General features: G+C 42.4%; 25 protein-coding genes. 2 read left to right on the plus strand and 23 right to left on the minus strand.

Going from position 1 to position 24,845, the window contains the following annotated elements:
- Positions 1-14 precede the first annotated feature (14 nt).
- The 16 genes from EFA47_RS08170 to EFA47_RS08240 all read right to left on the minus strand — a co-directional run bounded on the left by EFA47_RS08170 (position 15) and on the right by EFA47_RS08240 (position 13,605).
- Complete coding sequence (locus EFA47_RS08170; RefSeq protein ID WP_122642822.1) at positions 15-890, minus strand: LysR family transcriptional regulator; 876 nt, start codon at positions 888-890, stop codon at positions 15-17.
- Between the two features lie 140 nt (positions 891-1,030).
- On the minus strand, positions 1,031-2,416 hold the full coding sequence (locus EFA47_RS08175; protein WP_235853237.1) for an MATE family efflux transporter: 1,386 nt from the start codon (positions 2,414-2,416) through the stop codon (positions 1,031-1,033).
- Positions 2,417-2,647: 231 nt separating this feature from the next.
- The gene (locus EFA47_RS08180; RefSeq protein WP_122642823.1) at positions 2,648-3,271 is read right to left on the minus strand and encodes a TetR family transcriptional regulator; all 624 of its coding nucleotides are present in this window, start codon (positions 3,269-3,271) and stop codon (positions 2,648-2,650) included.
- A gap of 15 nt (positions 3,272-3,286) precedes the next feature.
- The gene (locus tag EFA47_RS08185) at positions 3,287-4,324 is read right to left on the minus strand and encodes an aldo/keto reductase (RefSeq protein WP_122642824.1); all 1,038 of its coding nucleotides are present in this window, start codon (positions 4,322-4,324) and stop codon (positions 3,287-3,289) included.
- Positions 4,325-4,534: 210 nt separating this feature from the next.
- A complete protein-coding gene (locus tag EFA47_RS08190) occupies positions 4,535-5,386 on the minus strand; it encodes an arginase family protein (protein ID WP_122642825.1) in 852 nt (283 codons plus the stop codon).
- 140 nt (positions 5,387-5,526) lie between these two features.
- On the minus strand, positions 5,527-6,066 hold the full coding sequence (locus tag EFA47_RS08195) for a hypothetical protein (RefSeq protein WP_122642826.1): 540 nt from the start codon (positions 6,064-6,066) through the stop codon (positions 5,527-5,529).
- A 5-nt stretch (positions 6,067-6,071) separates the two neighbouring features.
- Positions 6,072-7,163, minus strand: a complete 1,092-nt coding sequence (locus tag EFA47_RS08200) for a sensor histidine kinase (RefSeq protein ID WP_122642827.1) — start codon at positions 7,161-7,163, stop codon at positions 6,072-6,074.
- Positions 7,160-7,831, minus strand: coding sequence for a response regulator transcription factor (locus EFA47_RS08205; RefSeq protein WP_122642828.1), 672 nt, complete (start codon positions 7,829-7,831; stop codon positions 7,160-7,162). The genes EFA47_RS08200 and EFA47_RS08205 overlap by 4 nt, the downstream gene beginning before the upstream one ends.
- Positions 7,832-7,844: 13 nt before the next feature.
- Positions 7,845-8,051, minus strand: a complete 207-nt coding sequence (locus EFA47_RS19850) for a hypothetical protein (protein ID WP_164689954.1) — start codon at positions 8,049-8,051, stop codon at positions 7,845-7,847.
- Between the two features lie 279 nt (positions 8,052-8,330).
- Complete coding sequence (locus EFA47_RS08215) at positions 8,331-8,699, minus strand: hypothetical protein (protein ID WP_122642830.1); 369 nt, start codon at positions 8,697-8,699, stop codon at positions 8,331-8,333.
- Between the two features lie 114 nt (positions 8,700-8,813).
- Complete coding sequence (locus EFA47_RS19855) at positions 8,814-8,963, minus strand: hypothetical protein (protein ID WP_164689955.1); 150 nt, start codon at positions 8,961-8,963, stop codon at positions 8,814-8,816.
- Positions 8,964-9,230: 267 nt separating this feature from the next.
- Complete coding sequence (locus EFA47_RS08220; protein WP_122644467.1) at positions 9,231-9,665, minus strand: hypothetical protein; 435 nt, start codon at positions 9,663-9,665, stop codon at positions 9,231-9,233.
- A 115-nt stretch (positions 9,666-9,780) separates the two neighbouring features.
- A complete protein-coding gene (locus EFA47_RS08225; protein ID WP_122642831.1) occupies positions 9,781-10,416 on the minus strand; it encodes an ABC transporter ATP-binding protein in 636 nt (211 codons plus the stop codon).
- Positions 10,417-10,429: 13 nt separating this feature from the next.
- Positions 10,430-11,872 (minus strand): ABC transporter permease, encoded by a 1,443-nt coding sequence (locus EFA47_RS08230; RefSeq protein ID WP_122642832.1) that lies wholly within the window; start codon positions 11,870-11,872, stop codon positions 10,430-10,432.
- Positions 11,873-11,875: 3 nt separating this feature from the next.
- Positions 11,876-13,099: an ABC transporter permease gene (locus tag EFA47_RS08235; RefSeq protein WP_122642833.1), complete on the minus strand. Its 1,224-nt coding sequence runs from the start codon at positions 13,097-13,099 to the stop codon at positions 11,876-11,878.
- Between the two features lie 11 nt (positions 13,100-13,110).
- Positions 13,111-13,605 (minus strand): chitinase, encoded by a 495-nt coding sequence (locus tag EFA47_RS08240; protein WP_122642834.1) that lies wholly within the window; start codon positions 13,603-13,605, stop codon positions 13,111-13,113.
- 161 nt (positions 13,606-13,766) lie between these two features.
- Between EFA47_RS08240 and EFA47_RS08245 the strand changes: the two genes are divergently transcribed.
- Both EFA47_RS08245 and EFA47_RS08250 read left to right on the plus strand, forming a co-directional pair.
- Positions 13,767-14,456, plus strand: coding sequence for a response regulator transcription factor (locus tag EFA47_RS08245; protein ID WP_122642835.1), 690 nt, complete (start codon positions 13,767-13,769; stop codon positions 14,454-14,456).
- Positions 14,446-15,768 carry a sensor histidine kinase gene (locus tag EFA47_RS08250; RefSeq protein ID WP_122642836.1) on the plus strand — a complete coding sequence of 441 codons (1,323 nt, stop codon included), beginning with the start codon at positions 14,446-14,448 and terminating at the stop codon, positions 15,766-15,768. Before EFA47_RS08245 ends, EFA47_RS08250 begins: the two co-directional genes overlap by 11 nt.
- A gap of 181 nt (positions 15,769-15,949) precedes the next feature.
- Here the strand turns inward: EFA47_RS08250 and EFA47_RS08255 are convergent, their stop codons facing one another.
- From EFA47_RS08255 to hisZ, 7 genes are all read right to left on the minus strand, one after another.
- On the minus strand, positions 15,950-18,943 hold the full coding sequence (locus EFA47_RS08255; protein ID WP_164689956.1) for a PTS transporter subunit EIIC: 2,994 nt from the start codon (positions 18,941-18,943) through the stop codon (positions 15,950-15,952).
- Between the two features lie 200 nt (positions 18,944-19,143).
- Positions 19,144-19,455, minus strand: coding sequence for a hypothetical protein (locus EFA47_RS08260; RefSeq protein WP_122642838.1), 312 nt, complete (start codon positions 19,453-19,455; stop codon positions 19,144-19,146).
- A gap of 203 nt (positions 19,456-19,658) precedes the next feature.
- Positions 19,659-20,942, minus strand: a complete 1,284-nt coding sequence (gene hisIE / locus EFA47_RS08265; RefSeq protein ID WP_122642839.1) for a bifunctional phosphoribosyl-AMP cyclohydrolase/phosphoribosyl-ATP diphosphatase HisIE — start codon at positions 20,940-20,942, stop codon at positions 19,659-19,661.
- Between the two features lie 13 nt (positions 20,943-20,955).
- Complete coding sequence (gene hisB, locus EFA47_RS08270; protein WP_122642840.1) at positions 20,956-21,546, minus strand: imidazoleglycerol-phosphate dehydratase HisB; 591 nt, start codon at positions 21,544-21,546, stop codon at positions 20,956-20,958.
- 27 nt (positions 21,547-21,573) lie between these two features.
- Entirely contained in the window at positions 21,574-22,866 is a 1,293-nt protein-coding gene (hisD, locus tag EFA47_RS08275; RefSeq protein ID WP_122642841.1) for a histidinol dehydrogenase, read from the minus strand.
- Complete coding sequence (gene hisG / locus EFA47_RS08280; protein ID WP_122644468.1) at positions 22,866-23,513, minus strand: ATP phosphoribosyltransferase; 648 nt, start codon at positions 23,511-23,513, stop codon at positions 22,866-22,868. The genes hisD and hisG overlap by 1 nt, the downstream gene beginning before the upstream one ends.
- A gap of 10 nt (positions 23,514-23,523) precedes the next feature.
- Positions 23,524-24,774: an ATP phosphoribosyltransferase regulatory subunit gene (gene hisZ, locus EFA47_RS08285; protein ID WP_122642842.1), complete on the minus strand. Its 1,251-nt coding sequence runs from the start codon at positions 24,772-24,774 to the stop codon at positions 23,524-23,526.
- Between the last annotated feature and the right edge of the window lie 71 nt (positions 24,775-24,845).

The following is a 24,845-nucleotide window of genomic DNA, read 5'->3' on the forward strand; positions in this document are numbered from 1 at the left end:
CACTTCTTTCTGAATCACAAATTTGACTTGATATGTTCGATAAATTTTTCTGCGGCTTTCCCAAAAGGCTGGTGCCGTTTCCATGCCAGCGCACTGGTCGCCGTCAGTTCCGGATAAAGCGGGCGGTATATAAGCTTATCCTTATCCCACAAATCAATGGACCCCGTAACTATTAATGCATATGCCAGACGGTTATATACCATAATGGAACCATTTGCGGGAAGGTTACTTTTAAATACAACATTTAATTTTTCGTAAGACTCCCCAAACCAGCTTGCCAATTCGCTCTGTACATTTAACCTGTGGGGCATTATCAGCGGCAGTCCCTCCAAGTCCTTTGCTGTCACATAGTCTTTTTTGGCAAGAGGAGCGTCTGGATGCATGGACACAACCCATGTCTCCTTTTGCTTTAGTCGGATAAAATCATATTTATCCATATTAATGGGTTCTAAAAGCAGTCCGATATCCGTAAGTCCCCTGTCTATTCTGTCCTTCACATGGTCTGCGGTTGCCGTATATAATTCAAAGGTTACTTTCGGATATAGCTGACGAAAACTGCGGATCAGTTCCGGCAGAAGCTGTACTGCCTTCAAATCGCCACATCCAATGGCCACAATTCCTTCCAGTTCTTCTTCCTGCTCCACCAGTTCCCGCTCTGTCTTGTCCACTAACTCCAAAATCTCCTCTGCCCTGCGGCGCATCAACATTCCTTCATTTGTAAGGACAATCTTCCTCGTTCCCCGGATGAATAACTGAACCCCAAGTCCTTCCTCCATCTGTGCAAGCTGTCGGCTGAGTGTGGGCTGGGTAATGTGCAGTACATCCGCGGCCTTTGTAATACTCTCTTCTCTTACCACCGTTAAAAAGTAACGAAGCACCCTGATTTCCATTCCTGCTCCTCCTTTATGCGTAAAACGTAAACGACTCCTAAAGTTCTAATATTTAGTGTAATCAATACCTGCATTTCCCGCAAGAACCATTTCAAAAACTTTATGAATGTAAACTTTATGTATAAACTATAGCTCTTCCCTCAAATCACCTGAAAAGATTTCCATTTTCCACCTCTGAACCGTTTCCAAAACAAAGCTGCTCTGATTCCCCAGTCTAAGCACATAGCAAGCGCCACACCGATAACCCCCATTTGCAGACAGATGGCAAATAGGACAGAAAATATAACCCTGCACCCTATTGTGGAAGAAATACTGACATACATGGTAAACTTCACATCTCCCGCTGCCCGCAGACCGTTAGACAGCGCCCCGGAAAGCGGATAAAACAAAGCGTTAAAAAGGTTATGAATTAAGATCAGGATGATCACCAGCCTCGCCGCCTCATCTGAGATGGCATATCTCCTCAAAACAATGGGCGCCGCTATCAAAATCAAGGCATTCCATAAAATCGAAGCAAAAAAAGTGATTCTCAGTAATTTTTTTGTATAATATTCTGCCGCTTTTATATCTCCAGCTCCCATACACTGTCCGACAACCGTCACAAAGGCAAGACCCATTGCAGTTCCCATCAATGCCGCCAGAGACCAGAAACTCTGGGCCACGCCGTTTGCCGCAATCTGAACAGTACCAAACAGTGCAGTGATGCTGCTTAAAGCCACCTTTACCAACTGGAACAGTCCGTTTTCAATTCCATTCGGCACTGCGATTCCCAATATTCTACGAATCATCGTTGGATTCCATCCTATCAGATTTTTTATTTCCAGAAACACCTCATTCTTTTTACGGAAACACAGACTCATGATAGCAACAGCAGAAAAACTTCTGGCAATTAAAGATGGATAGGCTACGCCTGCCACTCCTTGGCGCAGCACAAACACACCGATGGCATTTCCCACAATGTTAATCACATTGGATATCACAGAAAGATACATCGTCACGTTGGTTTTTCCCATACTCCGGTAAATGGCAGCACCCGCATTATAAATGGCAATAGCTGGATACGAATACGCAGAAATCCGCAGATAAGTAATGCAGGCATTCATGACGTTGTTTTCCACCTCTCCAAACAAAAGCCTTAGCAACTGCCGGTTAAGGAGCAGGACAATTAGCATGATCACCACCGAAAAAACGGCAGAAATCGCCACAAGCTGTCCCGCCGAAAAATTTCCATTTTTTCTGTCCTTATTTCCAATATACTGACTGACAACAACTGCCCCGCCAGATGCCAGCGCTGCGAACAAAAAGAGAAATACGGTATTAAACATATTTACAAGAGAAACACCGGAGACGGCTGCCTCTCCGGCGTGACTGACCATAAACGTATCCGCAACTCCTACAAAGACCTCCAAAAGCTGCTCCCAAAATAAGGGGATAATCAGCTTTCTTAAATCCAGATTTGTAAATATCTGCTGCTCTTTTGGCAGTATCTGTTTCGGCTCTATCACCCTGCTGATCATCTGTCTCATGAAATCACCTCTTATTTCTTTACGTGTTCAGCAGCGGGAATCCCCTTTTTCATATGCCGAAACACTTTTCTTTCACCTTATTTTATTCCTGGGAAAGAAAAATGTCTAATACCTATATAGAATTGATTTATATGCTTTTTAAGCATATTACAACAACCAAACTATCGCATGGATGAAAAACCCAAGAAACAACAACTTTTCCTTTTTCATTCCTATCGCTCTTTTTTGATTTTACACATCTAATAATTTTTTCACTTCTGCCAGTACAAGTTCATAAACAGAACGATATATATAATCCACCTTCGCCAGCTTCATTGCCTCCCTCTGCTTTTCTGTCACTACGGTATACGGATAAATCCCAAACATAAACGGAAAGAAAGAGAAAAGAAACTCCTGCCGTTTTTGCACTGTCATTTCCGGGAAAAAATATTCCAAACAGTTCTGCATTTCAGCCAAAGCCCTTCCATATATCACCTTAAATTCTACCAGCCGCTCCATCCGGCTGTTTTCCTCCATATCATAATGGTTCATGGCCATCAATTTCAGAAGATTTCCCCGCTCTTCCAGTGAATGCGCCAGCACTTCGGCAAATTCTTTCCGGCCCATCGTTTCATGTGCCGTCCGCATTTGCCGAAGCGCTGCGATCCATACTTCGTATTCCCGCTGCATATATGCTAAAAATATCTCTTCCTTTGTCTGGAAATAGTTATAAATAGATGTTCTGGTAAAGGAAGTCGCCTTTCCGATTTCCTTTATCGTGACATCTTTAAAATTCATTGTTTCATAGAGCTTTGCACATGCATTGATAATCTCTTCTTTACGGGCGCTCGTCAATTCTTCCGAACCTTTCGGCATAGCCTTCTCCTCCCCTTATATGGTCTGATTTCCCGTTGACCAGACGTGCTTTTCTTTTGCCGCCTGTACCGTATTCTGAGCCATAACACCCACAAGCCTATGGGGAACATATGGCTCCTCCAGATAAGCAAGATCCTGCTCTGTCAGGCATAAATCTACTGCCTTGACGGCGCCCTCCACTTGATAAGGCTTAGTTGCTCCAACTACTGGAGCAGACACTTTCGTAAGCAGCCATGCCAGAGAAACCTCCGTCATAGACACTCCGTACTGATCCGCCAGTCCTGCCACCCTACGTATAATCTCACCGTCCTGCCGGGCGGAGGCATCATACTTTAATTTCGCATAGCTGTCCTCTTCCATACGTTTGGAATGTTCTCCTGATCTTTTTGACAGCCTTCCGCCTGCAAGCGCGCTGTATGGAGTCATTGCAATCTGATCCTCACTGCAAAGTCCTGCCATTTCCCGTTCCTCTTCCCGGAAAATCAAGTTATAATGTCCCTGTATGCTGATAAATTTTGCAAATCCTTCCTTTTCAGCAAGTGCATTTGCTTTTGCAAGCTGATAGGCATAGCAGTTTGAGATCCCAATATACCTTGCTTTTCCCGCCTTTACAATCCGGTTTAGGCCCTCCATAATATCGTAGAGAGGCGTTTCATAATCCCACATGTGGTAAATATACAGATCCACATACTCCATTCCCAGGTTGGAAAGGCTTTTATCCATCATCTTTTCAATATGCTGCTGACCAGTGATTCCAGAAATAATTTCCTCCTGTGTGCGGGGCAGGAATTTGGTAGCGACCACCACATCCTCACGTCTGCCATAGTCTCTCAATGCCCTTCCCAGATACTGTTCGCTTGTTCCGCTCTGATATGCAATGGCTGTATCGAAAAAATTAATCCCAGCCTCCAGTCCCTGACGGATAATTTCCCTGGAATGTGCCTCATCCACCGTCCATGTATGCTGTCCATTAGCAGCGTCTCCAAATCCCATGCACCCCATGCAGATACGGGAAACATTCAGCTCTGAATTTCCAAGTTTCGTATATTTCATAGCCGCTTCCTCCTTCTATCGCTTAAGCCATCAGTTTTTCCTGTCGTGTCATTTTCTTTACAATTACATTCTGACACAATGTCAGAATAATTGCAAATGCTTAAAACGAATCCATTCTTATACATGAAAAGCATACCTGATTTTTGCAATGTCCCTTAAACTCTAACATCCGATTATTGCTTTTTTGCCTTCTTTTAGTTTGAATTATATTTATTCCCGAAAAATTTTAATATTGGAAAACAAATTGTGCAGATTGTATTCATCAAACGGAAGATATTCTGCAATCGTAAATCCCACTACATCAGAATTTTCTGTAATGCACTTTAGTACGTCAGACAATTTGTCCATTGTCATCTTTCCGCTGCCGCTCCCGTCACCCACCAGATCTCTATTAGCAAAATAAGTAGAGTGAAAATAATTTGCATCTAATACATCAATATCAAGATGAACCAGTATATGTTCAAACTGCCGCAAAAAATTCTTAATTCTATCATTGGACAAGAACGTCTCCGACTGTACCTGATAATCAACGCCCTTATTCTTTAGAAACTCCTCCTGATAATCATGCAATTCCTGCAGTCCTACATATAAAATCTCATCTGCCTGAAACACAGCGTTTTTCATCTGGGCTGACAGCTCGTGATCTCCGTCTCCCATCAAAGAGGCAAGCACCATGGCATGGGCATTTGGATATTGATTCTGGGGGGAAGATACATCCGGGTGAGCGTCAATCCAGACGATACCAGTATTTTCGTAAATTCCATGGAGATAATCAAACGGCACAAGGGAAACCATACAATTTCCCCCTATGGTAATGATTCTTCCGGGATTCGCCTTTTCGACTGCCTGCCTTGCCAGATGTATGCTTTCTATCACCTCGCCTCTTGCGTAAATCCCCTCGGTAATATTACGTTCCTTGTTGTCCGGCGGTGTAAGTTCTACTTTTATCAAAGGCTGGTTTTCATTCTCTGGAAGAATATGAGTCAGCAGATTTGCTCCAAAATAATAGGTTTCCAACCCTCCGCTTAAATAATCTGGATATAATAGTCTGATTGTTTTCATATGCACACTCTCCTTGTTTTATTCTGCTCATTGTATTTCTGCTGTTACACCTGCTTACGAGGAATATCCCCTGAAATGACCCGGGAAACTCCTTTTAAGAACGCCAGTCCTCACTTTTTCGGAGGCTGGCAGCATGAATTCTATATATTTAAAAGCTTATTCCCTTTTTCACAGATCTCATAAATCTCATCATATTTCTTCTCGATCAGAGGTTTGATGGTCTGTGTCTGCTTTTCCCGAATTCCTTTATAAAGAAAATACGGAAGTATCCATCCCATAAATCCGGGAATTGCCAGAATGATGCATAGCGCAATGAGGGGCTCTTCTGCAGTTACGGCAAAGACCGATCCGGCCATAAAGGCAGTTCCGAAAATCCCAACAATTAAAGAGATCATCGTTGCCTTGCTTTCCTTCGACTTCTCCAGCGCTTTTACATCCTCCACACACGCTTCATAATGGCTCTGAAGCCGCTGCAGTTCCGGCTTGTTCATAATCTTCCGGTTTCTTCTCATCAGCAGAATGGATTTATGGCTTTGTTTCGGATGGTTTTTACTCTCCACTGATTTTTCTTGTATTTCCCATCCAAAATTCTCATATCCGTCCCTTAAAAACGGGATCATGTTTTGCTCTGCCTCTACTTCTTTATAATCATAGGACATAAACTTTTTCTCGTCTGACATGCTTCTCACTCTCCTTTTACATATTCTGCTTCACCTGGCGGCAGTTTTACGGTAAAGGTACTGCCCTTTCCCACTTCGCTTGTCACCTGTATTTTCCCGTCCAAAAGCTGTATCACCCGGTGAACCAACGCCATTCCAAGACCATTTCCCTCCTTAGAATGAGACGTATCCCCCTGATAAAACTTGTCGAAGATACGTTTCACTGTATCCTGTCCCATTCCGCATCCGGTATCAGAAACAGATACCTCCACCCAGTCCTGCCCCGATATCTGCCGAATGGCAATCCGTCCTCCAGGTTCCGTAAATTTTACTGCATTGGAGAGCAAATTGTTCCATACCAGCGCCATCAGCTCTTCATCCGCCCACACAAATGCTTTCTCTTCCAGTTCTATATCCAGCTCTATTTCCTTTTCTTCCCATTGTTCCTCAAACTGGATCACGCAGTCGCAGAGCTGCCGACACACATCATAAGCCTCTGCATCCGGAACAATATTCTGATGTTCCAGCTTGTTCAGCTTCAAAATATTTGTAATCAGATTGGACAGCCTTCCCGCTGCGCCGTCAATATTTTTGGCATATTCCAGCCTTTGCCCCTCAGACATTCCATTCATCTGCAGTAACTGCGCCGAATTTTTAATCACCGCTATGGGAGTTTTCATTTCGTGGGATACATTGGAAACAAAATCTGTTTTCAGTGTCTCTATGCTTCCCAGTTCCTCGATCATCTTATTTAAGTCCATAATCATCACATCCAGATAGTCCAGCTTATCCGGTGTGTTGGTGGTAGGAATATACACTGAAAAATCTCCGTGTGCCACCTTCTTTGTTGCCTCTGAAATCCTCTGCAGGGGAATTTCGTACGTTTTTTCTATCCTTTTTCTGGTGTACAGCACAAGTCCGGCCGCAATCAGACACCAATAAAGAATCATTATATGGGTCTGTAAAATGCTTGGTACATAAAAACGCATCATAAAAACAATCAATCCCTGATGAATTCCAGACATCAAAGCACAGACACCCAGATACATCCAGAAAAGCGATATGGGAAAACGAGATTGTTTGATGCTGCTTTCATTTGTCTCTGCATTGGATTTCATTTTAACACCGCCTTATACCCAAGTCCCCTGACCGTCACAATCTGAAAACCGTCGCACTCCGACAGCTTATCCCGCAGTTTCGTCACATACACGTCCACCGCACGCAGACTGGTATTACTGTCAACACCCCAGAATTCATCCATAAGCTGGGCCCTGGAAAATGTTTTCTTCGGATAGGAAAGCAATTTATATATAATATTAAATTCCCTTGTCGTAAGGCTGACTTCCTCACCATCCACTGTGGCGCTCATACCGTCCCCGTCTAGTTCCAGATTCCCCACTGTGATTTTTTGTTCCATCTCGATATTTGCCCTACGCAGCAATGCTCTTACACGGAGCAGAAGCTCACTTAGTTCCACAGGCTTTACCATATAATCATCAATTCCGATCTGGAATCCCTTTGTTTTGGACGGCAGGTCGTCCTTTGCGGACATAAACAGAATTGGAATCGTTTTGTTGACATCTCTTACTGTCCGTGCAAATTCAAACCCATCGATCTCCGGCATCATAATATCAGAGATAATTAGCTGGTACATATTGTTGTACATTTCATCGTAGGCATCGTTTACATGCAGACATCCTTTTGCCTCAAACCCACTGTCATTCAGATAGGTACATACCATCTGGTTTAACTGCACATCGTCTTCCACCACTAATATTTTAATCATCTTCTATTCCTCCCTAATTTGTTTTCATCTTATTTGCTTTATGAACGCCGTAAATACCCATTTCCAGCACCAACATACAGAGAATCACTCCCGTAATTTTGTTCATCATTGTCTGCATCTTATTTATTTCTATATCTCCGAAAGATGGAAACATGGCCGTCTGCAGCGATAAGATGGAAACACAGGCGTCTGCATATCCTATACTCCATTTGCGGCCCATCTGCTGTACACCGCCTTTTCTACCATTGTACACAATACAGAGAGTGTAATCTATATTTGTTTTTGTTTTATTTATAAATTGTGTTTTTTCTGTGAACAGATGATTATCTATAGAAAGAATGTGCAAAAAGCGGCCACTTGCGCTCCCTCTTATCGCAAGTGCGCATATCCCCGCAGAGCGTTTTCACGTAATGGAAAACACAGTTTCCTATCTATACAAAAAATGCGGCAGACTTTTCTCATCTGCCACATTCCATCTGTTCCTTATTGCGATCTCATGCTATCTCAGTCCTTTAACAAATGGAATCAGACAAAGAAGCACTACAATTCCTACAAGTCCAATTCCGATTCCCGGTACCATGTTACTCCACACCATTGTCATACACATGCCTACTCCAAGTAACAGCGCTCCGATGATTCCGATTAAGGCTGCAGCGATTGTTTTTCCTGACACCTTGATCGGCGCCTTATGCTCCATTTTTCTCCATACAATAGCCATAATCAGCAGTACCACTGCTCCCAATGCTCCCATCACAATACCCTGGTGGGCTGCATTCCATTCCGGTATCAGGCACATGCACATTCCCAGTGCAAATAAGATTCCCCCGATTGTCCCCAAAATCATTGCTACAAAACTACTTTTTTTCATATTCTTTCCATCCTTTCCTTTACTTTGTTTTTATGTTCTCTTGATGGTAAAAGAATACTATCTTACTGTTTGTGATTTGTTTGACTTTTGTTTCAGTTATATTAATTGTCTTTTCTATCCATGATAAATGTCTTTCCATATTTCTTCAAGCAATCTGATCCGGTATTCCAACATCCAGTCTGCCTTTTCACGGCCAAAGTCTGCATGATTTTCTTTCAAAAATGTAATAATTGAAAATGCTGCCGGGTATCTTTTAGGATACACGGCAGCACTTTGCTCATTTATTTTTTTAATATTACCCTTGTATGTATTGGGGGTGGTTTACAAATTCTTTTTTCCGTACTTAGGCTCCAGGATCACCTGGATGATTGCTCCTTCGCCTTTTTAATACCATATCTATTCTATAGTTCAACACATAAACTCCCCCAGTGATCCGTATTACTTCTTCCAGCATATGGATCAGCACAGTTACATGCCTCATTCAGATACTTTACCTTATTGAGAGGAAGGAAAATTTCCCTGCAGCTATTCTTACAAAAACTCCCGGATATCAGTAACAAGTGTCTCTTCCAGCTTGATCAGCCTCCTGGCAATGTCCTTGGTCTTTTTATCCGCTGCCTCGTACTGATTCAAGTATTTATTAAGAGACTTAACCCCCATATTACAGCCGTCTGTCATCAAATTGGCAATAGTCGCATCCGACTCATCCATGACCAATTTTATATTCGTTTTGACCCAGGACATACTTTTTGCCATTGGATTTGGCTCTTTCCCATCATCATGGTATTGATCTAAAAGAACCTGAATCTCATCTTTCATCTTCTCATGCTTGTCCTTACACTCCATAAGATTCTTGCAAAGCCTTTCATCCTGTACATAGTCCAATACCTCATCAATAGATACGACCCCCATCTTAATTCCCGCATCACATTCCCGGAGTAGTTTAATTGTATCTGGTTCAATCATCGTTTTTTTGCTCCTTATTATAGTATTACTATAAATCATCCCCACTTTTGCCAAATTAATACCTTTTTCATCTGCACTGGTACCTGAAAGGGTGCTGGCCATCCGCTGGTACACTTTATTGTTGACGGTAATGTAATATCCCCTCCTTTATTTCTATTATTTCATCAGCTTCTTGTGCCAGCCGTTTGCTGTGAGTAACAACAATGACGCACTTTCCATGCTCATGGGCAGTTTTTTTCAGTAAAGTAATGATTTCATCAGCAGTCGTTTCGTCAAGATTTCCTGTCGGTTCATCAGCCAAAAGCACATGAGCGTTACTTGCCAAGGCCCTTGCAATGGCTACACGTTGTTGCTGTCCGCCGGATAACTGAAGCACATTCCTTTTCCTATATTCCCTGCCAATCCCCACTTCTTCTAGTAGTTTTTCTGCATTTACACTTCCACCTAATTTAACATTCTCAACCACCGTTAAATAATCAATTAGATTATAATTTTGAAATACCAGCGAGACAGTATGCTTTCTATAGTCATTCAATCCTTTTTTCGTGATATCCTCGCCATTGAAAAGGACAGCGCCCCTTCCCGCTGTATCTAGGCCAGCTAGGAGAGATAACAGCGTTGTTTTTCCTGCGCCGCTGGGGCCCATAATTGCATAAAAGACACTTTTCCTGAAAGCAGCTGATACATTTTTCAAAATCATCTTATCTTTTTTCGTTTTGTAAGCATAGCTCACATTCTTTACTTCTAACATCTTTGCTGTCCTCCTAACTCAATTCTGTTAAAATATCTTTTGGGTTTCTCTTTAGTATTACAATAGACGAAACCAGAACTGAAGCCGTTATCAGCAACATAACACTTGCCCCATCAAATAAATACATTCCCGGAGTCACCTTTACACAGATACTCTGTACGTCCTGCTTCGGCGGGGCATATTCTGTAGATATTTTATCCCCATTCTTTTCTTCTTTCTCCTGCACCTGCCGGGCCTGCTGTGATACCAGATAATCTGCAGTTACTTTGGAAACAAAGGGAGCGGCTGCAAAGGAGAGCATAAGAGAAATAACAGCAAGCATTACCGCTTCACTCCAAATCTGCCCGATGATTCTAAATTTCCCGATACCAAGGGATAAGAAAATACCTACTTCCTGCACACGGTTTTTCAGCCAGAATAAAAATACTAAAACAAGAATAATGAAACCTGCAATGAAAATTACCAGCATCAGTATTTCACTAACTTTTGCCAAATCATTAAAATTCGAGGACATAGTTTCAGAATTTCCGTTATTGTCAATCAAATCATACTGTTCCCAATTGATATCCGTATTTTGCAGGCTTTCTTTTACTTCATCATAGGTATCTACATCTTCAACTTTGAAATATGCTCTCTCATATAAGGGACTTGTCTCACCTTCCACTTTTTCTGGAAAATCCAAATCTGTAAATATCACATTTTCTGATCGGTACGTATCCCCTTGCATAAAAGGGGACATCTTTTGATCCACTTGGTAAATTCCGACAACCTCGGCTTCTAAAATGTTTGAATTTTCAGTATCGTGATAATCATTAAAAGAAATCTTATCACCGGTTTTCAGATTGTTTTCCTTTGCAAGCTCTTCTGAAATCACGCACATATCTTTATCGTCTGGCCTTATCATTCGTCCCTCTTTGATATGCAGGTTTCCAGATAGAACATTTCCATCCAGTTTCATATCTTTGTTTCCAATCATGCATACACCGCCAACATCTGCACTCTGGTCTACATCTTTCTCTTCAATTCTTTTGAAATTCACAGGGTTTACGGCTGTTGCCGCCGTTGTGACATTATAATCAGCCACTCCTTTTGTTTTTGACAACTTTTCAATATCCCTTATATCTAAGGTTTCAAATTCATTTGTTGTCCAGCATTGCCATGTTTCTTCACCATTAATCACCATTTTCTTTTGGAAGTAGCCATTGAGTGCCCCCTCTCTTTCACCAATTTTTTTAGATAATTCTTCAATACGTTTACTTCTATATACATCATTTTTTTCCAAAAGAAATCCTGCCCCGATTGCCTGCCTTGCTTTATCCTGCACTTGAATACTGGCATTTTTACCAGCCATGCCGGCTAAAAGTAAGGTACTGATAACAAACACAATCATGAGTAAAAGAATACTCTTTATTGGCTTTCTCAAAACTGAACGCCTTGCCAGTCCTAAAAAGTTCATACATTATCCCTCCATTTTCACTAATATATCCTTTGGGTTTGCTCTTAATAACGGAATAACAGAGCAGCACAGTGCTGTCAAAATAACCACAGCGCCTAAAAGAAACAAAACTCCAATATCTTGTAATTGTAAAGCCACCTCAAGGTTTACTTCTGCCGCTTCAGAACTGCTAATACTGTTTTGCAAAATACCAGAAAACAGCTTTCCAATTACTGCTGTTCCTAAAACAGAAAACGCAAATACGCTGCCTGCTTCTAACAAGAACTGCGTAAAAATCTCTATTTTTTTCTTTCCGAGGCTCATAAAGACTGCCATCTCTTTTTGTCTTGTCCCCATCCACATACACAATAATAAAGAAACAACAGCCGTGCCGGCTATTAAAGTAAGTATCAGCACAAGATATGCAGCTCTGCTGATCTGCTCCAAAGGAGCGGACATCTGCTGATAAAGTGTATCAGACGTGCTAAGTGCAATGTCATCTCCGAATATTTTTTGCAGGCTCGTTTCCAACACATCCAGGCTTTCCGGTCTTTTTGAGTAAATGCTCAGTTTATCAAACCCAGTTCCTTTTACCAGTTCTTTATAGGTATCGTTATCAATAAAGATTTGATTTTCTATTCGATTAACCGCCGTAGTTTCGGCTGGCTGCTCTTTTTCGGCATTTCCTGCAGATTTAAAAATTCCAGTTATCTCTACTGACACCATGGTTTCATCTTTTGTGCTTAATTCAATCGAATTTCCTATTTTTAGTCCGTTCTGATCTGCAAGGCTAGTATGGATAACAGCGCCTTTTTCCCCTTGTCTGATATAATTGCCAGAAGATAACCGGTACTGCATTTCTGAAAAAGGACTGTCCTGTTCCAAATCATCATAGGAAAGCAGCGCAATTTTCAAATTATCTTCGCCGGCAGAAGTACTGGAAGTAACAGGAACAAAGTTTGCAGGAAATGCTTCTTGCCTGCCTATACGGTTTATAGCTGAAACATCTTCCAATGTTTCAATTGTATGTACCTGGCTGTCGGTTATTTTTTTATCTTTACTTGTAATTTCAGCCACAATTTTAGAATTTGTTTTTTCCTGCATAGTTTGTAGAGATTCATTTGTTGTTCTTAAAATCATATTTGTGACTAAAATCATACTGTTTACAAGTATCAGGACAATCCATAGCAAAATGGTCTTTCCCTTTTTTCTATATAGATTTTTAAAAGCAAGTTGATGAGGCTTCATAGTTCACACCTCTATTCCCAATGAGCGATTACAACTTTTGATGCATTAAAATGAAGTGTATCTGCAAACTCCCCATAGAGATATACTTTTGACTGCTTTTTCACATCGGATATGGAACCGGCTGTTACATTAGTAACTCCATACTGTGCATTTACTGTTGCTATGACAAATTCACAACCGGAGTTATATGTTACAGACACCCCATTGTCTTTATTTTCTGCTCCCGCTGCGTCCTCTATAAGTCCAGCTCCGCCGTCGTACTCCTTTGCCTGGCTCACAGAACAGCCGCTGTCTGTAAATTCCAAAACAGTTCCCAACATCTGTGCAAAATCCAGCAAATCATTTGTTCCAGTTTCGGACGAATCCTTTGTATTCTCAGCGTTGGCGCCGGAACTCACGGCTGGCTTAGATGTTTCTGGTTTTACATCTGAATTTGAACCACATCCCGTTAATATACAGATACACAATCCAGCTGCTGCTAATTTCCTCAAGTCCGTTTTTGTCATTTTGAATTCCACCTTCCATTTTTGATATGCCATTATTTTAGAATCAAACTATTCTAAAAATCCTGTAAGAAAGCCAGAAAATCATAATGGGTTTTTAGAGGATTTTTACAGACTTTTCTGCTATAATATCTAATAATTTAATCGAAAGGGATTGATACATTATGAAAATACTTCTTCTGGAGGATGATTTAGAGCTGTGTAAAAATATAAAAATTTCACTGGAAAAAGAAAATCATGCTGTCGATTGTTGTAAGGACGGAGAAACTGCCATGCTGTATGCTTTAAATACAGACTTTGCTTATGATATTGCGATTGTAGACCGTATGCTGCCCATCATCGACGGCTTAACCATTATCAAGTCCATGAGGAAAAAAGGAATATCGATTCCTATCATTATCATTACGGCCATGAGTACCCTCGATAACCGGGTTGAAGGATTAGACGGCGGTGCCGATGATTACTTGGTAAAACCATTTCATATAGAGGAACTACAGGCACGGATCCGGGCATTAACAAGGCGGCCTGCCCATATGCAGTTGTCCCCCAAATTACAATATGGTGATTTAACCTTTGATAAGGACAGCCGAACATTATCCACATCAGCCCATTCTCTTTTACTGACCTCGAAGGAAAGCGAACTGACATTTGTATTTATGCAGAACCCGGAAACACTTTTCTCCCGCGAACAGCTTATACTAAAAATCTGGGGCAGCTCTTCCGAAATAGAAACTGGCAATGTAGATAATTACATTTCTTTTCTGCGAAAACGCTTCAAAGAGTTAAGAAGTTCATGTAAAATAACAACGGTCTATGGCGCCGGATATAAATTGGAGAAAGACGATGCTAAATAACTTATACCGCAAACTTCATATTTTATTTACGGGTTCTGTTATGTTGATTATTACCTTTGTACTTTTAATTGTGATTGTAAATACTGTCTATACAGAGAGGATAAATGAAAGTACATTTTTTCAACGTATGTCAACCTTACTGATTTATCAAATAGAAAGAGATTCCTCTACTGTGGATACATCCCTTAAAAACTATGAAGACAGCTATCATATTTTTTCATTGCTCACTGATATGGACGGGGAAACTATTTATCAGAGTAATTTTTCATTGCCATCTTCTGCAGATCTACTGTTCATGAAGGTACAAAAACAAATGGCTCAAAACACATTGTTCCCCTCAGATACAGGAACCACCTCACAAAGTGGAATCTTTGAATTAAAGGGAGCCGGGAAAGATACTTATTTAGGAATACCTGCTACAATTGTCACTTCCAACGATACAACATATGAGGCACTGTTCCTTTATCAAATCGACAGCTTAAACACTATTTTACAAAGGGTATTACCTCTATATCTCCTTATATGGTTTTTTGCATTTATTGTGGTTCTTTTTTTTGCCCGCTTCTTAATTAAAAAAGTATTGGTTCCAACAGAACGGATATGGAAAAGTCAAAAGGAGTTTGTCGCAACGGCCTCCCATGAATTAAAATCCCCTCTTGCTGTAATGATTTCACATACGGATCTTCTCTTGGCAGATTATTCCTTAAACGAACACTCAAGACAATCTGTTTGGGCAATCGATATTGAATGTATGCGGTTATCCCGTCTGGTCAAGGATATGCTGCTTCTTGCTTCTTCTGATGCAAAATCATGGACATTATATCCATCTGAAATAAATATAGACACCTTGCTTATCACTTTGTATGAAACATACGAAACCACATGTTTAAAAAATAAAATTGATCTCAAGCTGAATTTATCAGATGAAAGTTATCCCGCCATGTTCACTGACAAAGACCGGTTATTTCAAATTTTATGCATATTTATGGATAATGCCATTCAACATGCGAAGAACAACGCTTTGATAGAGATACTCCTTACGTATAACGGAAGGAGCATTGCATTTTCTGTTGCAGATCACGGCCAGGGTATTTCTGATACGGATAAACATTACATTTTTGACCGCTTTTACAGCGGCGACAAATCCCATACAAATAAATCTAATTTTGGATTAGGATTAAGCATTGCTAAAGAATTAGCACAGATGTTAGGAGGCGGCATAAGCGTCAAAGATACTCCCGGCGGGGGAGCCACTTTTACAGTCAAATTTGATAAAAAGAATACATGCAAGGAGCCTTCGTGTCTATTCTAAACACAAAGGCTCCTCTCTCCGCTTTTAACTGTGACAGCAGACAGCACATTCTCTCATACACAGTTTCCCATTGTAATCTATAAATATGTTCCGCATCCACCGTAGTCAGATAAAAGGCACCGGTGTAAGTTTTTTCCTGTTTTATTCCTTTGGCCTCACCGGGCCATAGAATGTTGCACAGCTACTCTTTATCCGCAGGCAGCCACTTTTTAAGCACCTCCGTGAGTCTGTCTGCCGAGACAGGCTTAGATACATGTTCGTTCATCCCCGCTTCCATGGCATTTCGGATATCATCAGAAAAGGCATTTGCCGTCATGGCGACAATGGGAATGTTACAATCCGGCCTGTCCATTTTCCGTATTGCTGCAGCGGCTTCATAGCCATTCATCTTGGGCATCTGAATGTCCATAAATATAAGATTATAATAGCCTGGGTGAGAAGAACTCATAAGCTCAACAGCCTCCCTTCCATTTACGGCAGTCTCTATCTCCACTTTACAAGGCTTTAGAAATTCACAGGCTATCTCCCTGTTTAGGTCGTTATCCTCTACAAGCAGTACCCGCCTTCCCTCCAGGTCTCCCCCTGAAGCAGGACTTAGTACAGGCTCTTTTGGTACAGCTTGTCTGGCAGCTTCTTTTAAATGAAGGATAACTGTAAATTTACTTCCCTGGTTCTTCTCGCTCTCCACATAAATTTCACCGTTCATCATTTCAATAATACTTTTGGTTATGGACATTCCCAGGCCGCTGCCCTCAATCTTATTTACAGCAGAATCCGATGCCCGCTCAAACGGCTTAAACAATTTATCAATGAATTCACTGCTCATGCCAATCCCTGTATCAGAACAGATAAATTCAAATGTGCTGTACCCCTCATAGGAGGAAGGGCGGCGAACCCCCGTAAAAGTAATTGTCCCCTTTTCAGGTGTAAATTTAACCGCATTGCCTAAAATATTGAGCAAAACCTGACGTATCCTCAGGGAATCCCCAATTACTGTAATCCCCTCTATATTTTCAAATCCAAAGATAAAGTTAATTTGCTTTTTTTGGGCCTGTGGCTGGATAATCACTATAATATCCCCCAACATGCCATCCAGCGGGAACGATTGTTCTGCCAGGGTCAGCTTTCCGCTCTCTATTTTGCTCATGTCAAGGACAGAATTAATCAGGTTTAAAAGATGGGCGGAAGAAGAATCAATCTTATCAAGACAGTCCAAAAGCCTTTCCGGATCATGGATGTAGCGCCTGGCAATTGTACTCATGCCAATGACAGCGTTCATAGGCGTACGTATATCATGGGACATATTAGAAAGAAAATCCGATTTTGCCTGGTTGGCCCGGCGCGCTGATTCATATGCGGCCAGCAAGGCCATATTCTGTTCTGCCTGCAAAAGCTTCAAATCATCTATATTCATGATGGTTATTGTAACTATGGGCGGCCTGTTCCTCCGGGCATATGATAAAATAACCTGCATTCTGAACCAGTGCTGGCCGTCGTCCTCCATCAGCTGGAATTCACGCTCCATGATTTTTGCCTCCAGGATGTACGCGGAAAGGTGCCCTAACTCCAACATATTCTCTTGTTCCATACGCTTATCGGCAGGCATTTTTTGTATAAAATACTTCCAAAATGCCTGAAAACGTATTTCCTGCCCACCGCTAAAAAGAGGATCCTTTCTGGAGGACCGTATAACCCGCAGCATTTCAGATTCTATATCCAGCTCATAGACATCTGAGAAAACGTTTGTAAGAGAATATATCAGCCGTCTGTTCTCAATATCTTTTTCCTCCATTGTCTTGATTTTCTCAAAGTTATCTTCGTAGAGATCTGGGATCGGCAGTGTCTTTTTATCCATTTTGCGTACAAAGGGGATATAAATCCCCACATCAATTGCCAGCAGCAAAACTTGCAGGACTGCGCCGCGCAAAGACCCAGTAGCAAGGAAACCACTGAGAACAGGAGGAGTTGTCCAGTTAATGTCCTGGATCACCACAGGGATCAGTCCAATGGATGTGGCAAGATATCCGATACACAGATTCACAAATGGCGCAATTAAGAAAGGGATAAAAAATACTGGGTTAAACACAATAGGGAGGCCGAACAAAATAATTTCATTTACATTCATAAAGGAAGGGAGCAAACCAAATTTTGCAACTCTTCTTGTATTTTTATTCCTGCTTACTAACAAAATCGCCAGTACTAAAGCCAGGGTAGAACCTGCGCCCCCTATGTCGGATACACTGTTTATGAATACTGTGTTAATAATTTCCGCTGGCTGGTTCCCCATAGCCGCATCCATAATATTATTGCGCAGATAATTTGCCAGAAAGACCTCATTAATTTCGTAATAAATATGTGAACCCTGAATCCCAAAAAACCAGAGCAAATGCAAAGTCAAAACATAGTAAATCCCTGTGAACAGGCGGTGAAATTGTATTTTTGTAAAAATAAACGTAAAAAAATCTTCAATCAGCTCCTGTAAGCAAGTACCTGTGGACGCCTCAATCACATATGTGGCCACGGCAAACGCAATCAGGATACAGGCCAGCGGCAATATGGAGGCGGTCATTTTACCGAGAAAAGAATCCATGTCTTCATCCCTGCTCCTGAAAAACCGAAAGCTGCTAAGCTGGTAAAAGAGCCTTGTTGTAATCAGGGAAGCAAGCAGCGATGAACTAATGCCGGCTGTACTTAAATATAATGTATTAAAATCCCCATAGGGCGCATTGATCAGTATGAGGAAACTGGCAGTTGCGCCAAAAGATACAAAGCTTTTCCCATTTTTGATCTGCAGCTGCTCAGCATAGCACCATGCCACTGCAAATGAAAGGATTAGGGAAAAATAATCAATCGTTGCGTCATAAATCAGATTCAGGACCGATAAATAAGGCCTGGCATGTATACTATACAGCCAGTTCTGGTAGGTACTGACAGGAAAGTTAAGGAGGACAAGGGCCATAGAAGACAGAATAACAAGAGGTGTCATAAAAATCAGGCCTTTACGTATGGCTTGGGCGGCTTTTCCCTCCCCAAAAAAATATTTCAGATGCCCGGGGGTTTTTCCCCAGCTATGCCTGCCTGGCAAATGATATTCAGCGGACCTCCTGCTATTGCGCCTTTTGTTCACAGGCTTCCGGAAATTACCGCTAAATAATGTATGCATATGTACTTTCATAACGAATGGCTCCCAATATATTCTCATGTATACTCTGGGGCATACATTTGTGTAATTATCGGCTTATGGCCTGTTTCAAAGTATAACATACATAAAAGCAGGGGTAAAGGGCAAAAACAGGGCCAGGCATAACTTCTTATGCCTGGATCATTTCCCCTGCCAGATGCCGGCCTGCCCCTACATTATTGCCATACTTAGTTTTATAAATTTTTCCATACAGCTTTTAGCTCTTCTAAGTTCATCTGTTTTTCGATCTGATTTACAATTTGGCTGCTGCTCACATTAGCCACGTCAATTTTCCCATAATCCATCCATACATAGCAGATAAAGCATAAGATACCGATGGACAGCCGGAAGAAAAAGCTGTTTTGGGAAGGCTGCGTATTGTCGTTTCCATATAAATCATGGTAGATATGTCCGTAACGCGGATGTACTGCCGGCGTGCGGTCCTCGTCATAAAGCATTCTGGTCTGTCTGAGAAGCTGGCGTCGTCTTTCCTCCGATTCATTCATAATTTGTGTACCTCCAATATTTTAAATATGGCAAGAACAGGGCATATGATACGTCTAACATATCATATGCCCTGTCTAAATGGGTTAGAACCATGAAGGACAATTCCCTGCTTCGGGCCCTTTGCCTCCTGTTTAAAACACTTTATTCCCGCAAGCAACGAGCCAAGCGGACATGTTTACGTGTCCGTTTGGCGACTTCCCGGCTATCTGTCCGCCAGCTCATTTGTGATATCTTCCCAGGTAACTCCCCGCTCTACCATCAATACCATTGCATGGTACAAGAAATCTGATAACTCATATTTGATTTCCTCAGGATTTGGATTTTTTGCAGCAATAATAATTTCTGCCGCCTCCTCCCCTACCTTTTTTAAAATTTTGTCAATCCCCTTATCAAACAGATAGTTCGTATAAGAACCCTCCCTTGGATTCTGTTTTCTATCCATAATCGTAGCATATACGGATTCAAAAATCTGAAGGGGATTATTTGTATTATAATCAGTCCCTGCCACAGACTGAAAGAAACAAGTATGGTTCCCTGTATGGCAGGCTGCCCCTATCTGTTCGACTTTGGCAAGCAATGTATCCTTATCACAATCGGCAGTCAAAGTTTTGACATACTGATAGTGCCCGGATGTCTCTCCTTTTACCCACTGCTCCTTCCTGCTTCTGCTGTAATATGTCATACGCCCAGACTTTACAGTATGCTCAAAGGCCTCTTCATCCATGTAAGCCATCATAAGGACCTCGTTAGTTTTATAATCCTGGACAATCACCGGAAGGAGTCCGTCTGCATTTAGTTTAAACTCCGTAAATTCCATCATACTTTCAAAGGATGTCATGCGGATCCCTTCCCGCGCGCAAATATCCTTAAAGGCATTGAAGTCCATATCCTGCTGGCTGATAAACAATCCAGAGACACCTTTAATGCCATCACTCTTTAATATTTTCAATATTTCTTCCTGCTCCAAAGTATCTGTCACCACAACACAGGGGATCTGCGTTACATTCATGACAGAATTCAAATCCAGCCTGTGCATAAAAATAAGTTCTGTGCTGTATTCCTCCAGCAGATGCTGATGCTTGAACAGAGAATCAAAATCATTCAGGGAAACAGCAATTCGCTCCTTCCCAAACCGCCTTGAAACTTCTTCTATCAATTCCACAGACAGTGACTTAGAAAAGTTCAGCATTGCCCGCTTGGCCCCTGCATAGAGTACTTTTTTGACATCCTCCTGCCTGCGGATATTGCCTCCTGCCACCATAGGGATGTTGATGACCCGGTTAATCTGCTTCATCAGGCCCACTGACTCTTCATGGTCTTCATCTGAATTAGAAAGGTCAAAGACGATCAGTTCGTCAGCCCCCATCCCGCTGTAATGCTTTGCCAGAGACACTACATCATCACTTATTATTGTGCTGTCGTCAAACCATCTGACGGCCTTTCCCCCATCAATAAATATACAGGGGGTCAATCTTTTATAACTCATTCTTTCTCTCCTTTTACAAACTGCCCTTTGTGGACCAGGCCTCTTTTATCCTGGGTTCCTCCATGACAGCCATATCCAGTGCTTTCCCAAATGCCTTGAACAGGGCCTCCGCCATGTGGTGGCTGTTGCCGCCGTCCAGTATTTTTAAGTGCAGGTTTATGGCTGCACTGTAAGATACTGCATAAAAGAACTCCCTTATCATCTCTGTATCCAACCCGCCCAGTCTTTGGGAGGGAAATTGTGCAGAAAAATTTAAGTAGGGACGGCCGGATAAATCTACAGCGCACAGAGCCAGCGTCTCATCCATGGGGAGCATAAAACTCCCATAACGGCGTATACCTGCTTTATCGCCCAAAGCGTCGGCAAGGGCATGGCCAAGCACGATCCCCGTATCCTCCACTGTATGGTGGCAGTCCACCTCCAGGTCCCCTTTTGCCTTTACCTCCAGGTCAAACAGGCCGTGCCTGGCAAAACCGTCCAGCATATGGTCAAAAAAAGGGATTCCTGTGTCTATTTTATTGTTGCCTCTGCCATCCAGGCAAAGGGTCAGTGTAATATCTGTTTCTTTTGTTTTCCTTGTACAGCTGCCTGTCCTGTCCGCCATAATTTACCTCCCATAGTTCGCCTGCAGTCAATCCTCAAAACGCACCTTGATAGAATTTGCATGGGCCGTAAGCTGTTCCGCCTCAGCAAACGTTTCTATGTCCGTATGTACAGACTCAAGGGCTTCCCTAGAGTAAGAGATAATACTTGACTTTTTAATAAAATCATCTACAGAGAGAGGGGAAAAGAACTTTGCAGTCCCATTTGTGGGCAGCACATGGTTTGGCCCGGCGAAGTAATCCCCTAACGGCTCACTGCTGTATTCCCCAATAAATATGGCGCCGGCATTACGTATTTTAGTCATAACAGCATAAGGATCCGCTGTCATAATTTCCAGATGTTCTGATGCAATCTCATTGGCCGCCCCAATGGCCTCTTCCATAGTTTCAGCCACAAGAATATGGCCATAATTATCCAGAGATTTCTGAATGATCCCGCCTCTCGGCAAACTCTTGACAAAAACATCTGCCTCAGCAGATACCTTCTCCGCCAGTTCCCTGCTTGTTGTAATTAAAATAGCGGAGGCCAGCTCATCGTGTTCTGCCTGTGAGAGCAGGTCAGCCGCCGCGTACCTGGGATTGGCCGTCTCATCTGCCAAAACCAGTATTTCACTAGGCCCGGCAATGGAATCAATGCTTACATGGCCATAGACAGCTTTTTTGGCCAGAGCCACATATATATTTCCAGGACCAACGATTTTATCTACCTTGGGGATGCTCCTAGTCCCAAAAGCCAAAGCGGCCACCGCCTGCGCCCCGCCCGCCTTATACACAGCAGAGGCCCCTGCCTCCTTGGCTGCCACAAGTGTAGCAGGATTCACCTGGCCATCCTTTCCTGGCGGAGTCACCATGATAATTTCATCTACGCCTGCTACCTTTGCAGGCACAATATTCATCAAGACTGACGAGGGATAAACTGCCTTTCCTCCAGGCACATATACGCCCACCCTCTGTAAAGGGGTCACCTTCTGGCCCAGGAGGCTCCCGTCAGGCCTGCTGTCAAACCAGCTATACTGCTTCTGCTTTGCATGGTAAGCTTCAATATTATACAGAGACTTTCTTATAATAGACAAAAGTGAGGGATCCACCTGGCTGTAAGCCTTTTGTATCTCCTCTTCTGTCACACGGACATTCTGGGCATTGATTTCTGCACCGTCAAACTCCCTGGTATAGGAAAAAAGCGCCTCATCCCCTTTTTCCCGTACAGTATCCAGAATCACCCGTACACTTTCTTCATATTTACCATAATGATTAGGACTTCGCTTTAACAAGTCGTTCAGCAGATTTTGCTTTGTACTTTCATCTAAAATTTCAATGCGCATTATGCTTCCTCCTGTAACAATTTTCTCAGATTCATAATCAGCTCCTTAATCCTGCTGTTTTCCATCCTCATGCTCACTGGATTTACAATCATACGCGCAGATAACGGGCAGACTTCCTCCAATACAACAAGTCCATTCTCCTTCAGGGTGGAACCTGTCTCCACAATATCAACAATCACTTCTGAGAGTCCGACTATAGGCGCCAGCTCAATGGATCCATTCATCTTAATGATTTCAACAGTCTGATGCTTCTTATTATAGAAATAATCCTTTGCAATATTGGGATATTTAGTGGCTACCCTGATCAGTTCATGGTGTTTTAAAAGCTCTCCTGCTTTCTCCTGGCCGCACACGCACATTCTGCACTTTCCAAATCCCAGATCCAGCACCTCATGCACTTTTCTCCCCTCTTCTATGACCGTATCCCGTCCGGCTACGCCAATATCAGCTGCACCGTATTCCACATAGGTAGGTACATCAGGCCCCTTGGCAAGAAAGAACTTCAGCTTCAGGTCCTCATTAACAAATATCAGCTTCCTGGAGTCCTTATCCTTCATTTCATCACAGCGGATGCCCAGCCTTTCCAGCATATTCAGTGTCTCACTCGCTAAACGCCCTTTTGTCAGGGCAAAGGTCAAATATCTCATGTCAGCTCCTTTATTTTTTTTTCGCCGCATTGATCAGCTTTTCTTCACCTGTTATCAGATTGACCATCTCAATGGTCAGGTTATCCTGAAGATAAAGCAGACTGACTGACTGAATGCGTTTTCCATAATCTATATACTCTTTTTTGCTGTCCTTTCCAGTGCGCCTGTGCATCTCCACCCACTTCCCTTTTGCGCGGAAATTTTTTGCCAGGGCGATGGCCCATTTCTGTGTTTTTTCTGTATATGCTATAATATTTGTGTGGTTCGTTTCTATCTGAATCTTCTGCCTCCCCAGCGCACTGAGCAATTCATCCACAAGAACTGCAAAACCCACTGACGGGGTCTGTTTACCGAACTTTTCTAAAAGATGGTCATAACGTCCCCCTCTTACAACCGCATCCCCAGTCCCATATGTATAGGCCCGGAAAATAATACCTGTATAATAACCATAGCTTCCGCTCATGCTTAAGTCAAAGGTCACATAATCGCTGGCTCCATATAGCTTGAGGAGTTCATATATCTGCTTAAGGTGCGTGACAGCCAGCTTTGCTTCCTTCGTTGGCGCTATCTCCATGGCGCGCCCAAGCACTTCCACATCCCCCACCAGTTCCGGCAGAATCTGAAATGCCTTTTTTACACTGGGTTCTGCATCTTTATTGTCCAAAATCTCCTGGGCGCCGAAATAATTCCGGTTTGCTATGAGTTCATGGATCTCTGCACGGGAATCATCATCTAACCCGGCCGCCTCCATCAGGCTCCTGATAAAATCCACATGTCCTATATTCACCTGGAACTCTTTTAACCCAACCTTCCTTAAGCCATCCACAACCATGGCCAATATCTCTGCATCGGCCTCGGCAGAGTCAATGCCTATGAGCTCCGCCCCCATCTGGGTATTTTCTTTTAAACGGCCCTGGTAGCTAGAATGGTTTATAAAAGTATTCCCAATATAGCAGAGCCGTACAGGGAATTCCTCTGTCTCAAACAGCGTGGCTGCCGCCCTGGCAATGGATGGTGTTATGTCTGGCCGGAGCGCCATAGTATCTCCATCCCGGTCAAAAAATTTGTATAATTCCCGGGAGGAGATTGTACCAATTTCCTTCCTGAATACATCAAAATATTCGAAAGTAGGAGTCTGGATATCCTGATACCCATATGTGTGCAGAATCTGGTGAAGTCCCTCCTGGACAGCTATTTTCCTTCTGCACTCTGTATTATAAATGTCTCTGACTCCCTCGGGAGTATGTAATTTCTGTTCCATATTACTACCCTTTCACTTTATCGTGCTAATACGTTAAATTCTCCAGTAATTATACGCAGTTTATCAGTAAA

Source organism: Luxibacter massiliensis, from assembly GCF_900604355.1.
In the GTDB taxonomy this organism is placed as follows: Bacteria; Bacillota; Clostridia; order Lachnospirales; family Lachnospiraceae; genus Luxibacter; species Luxibacter massiliensis.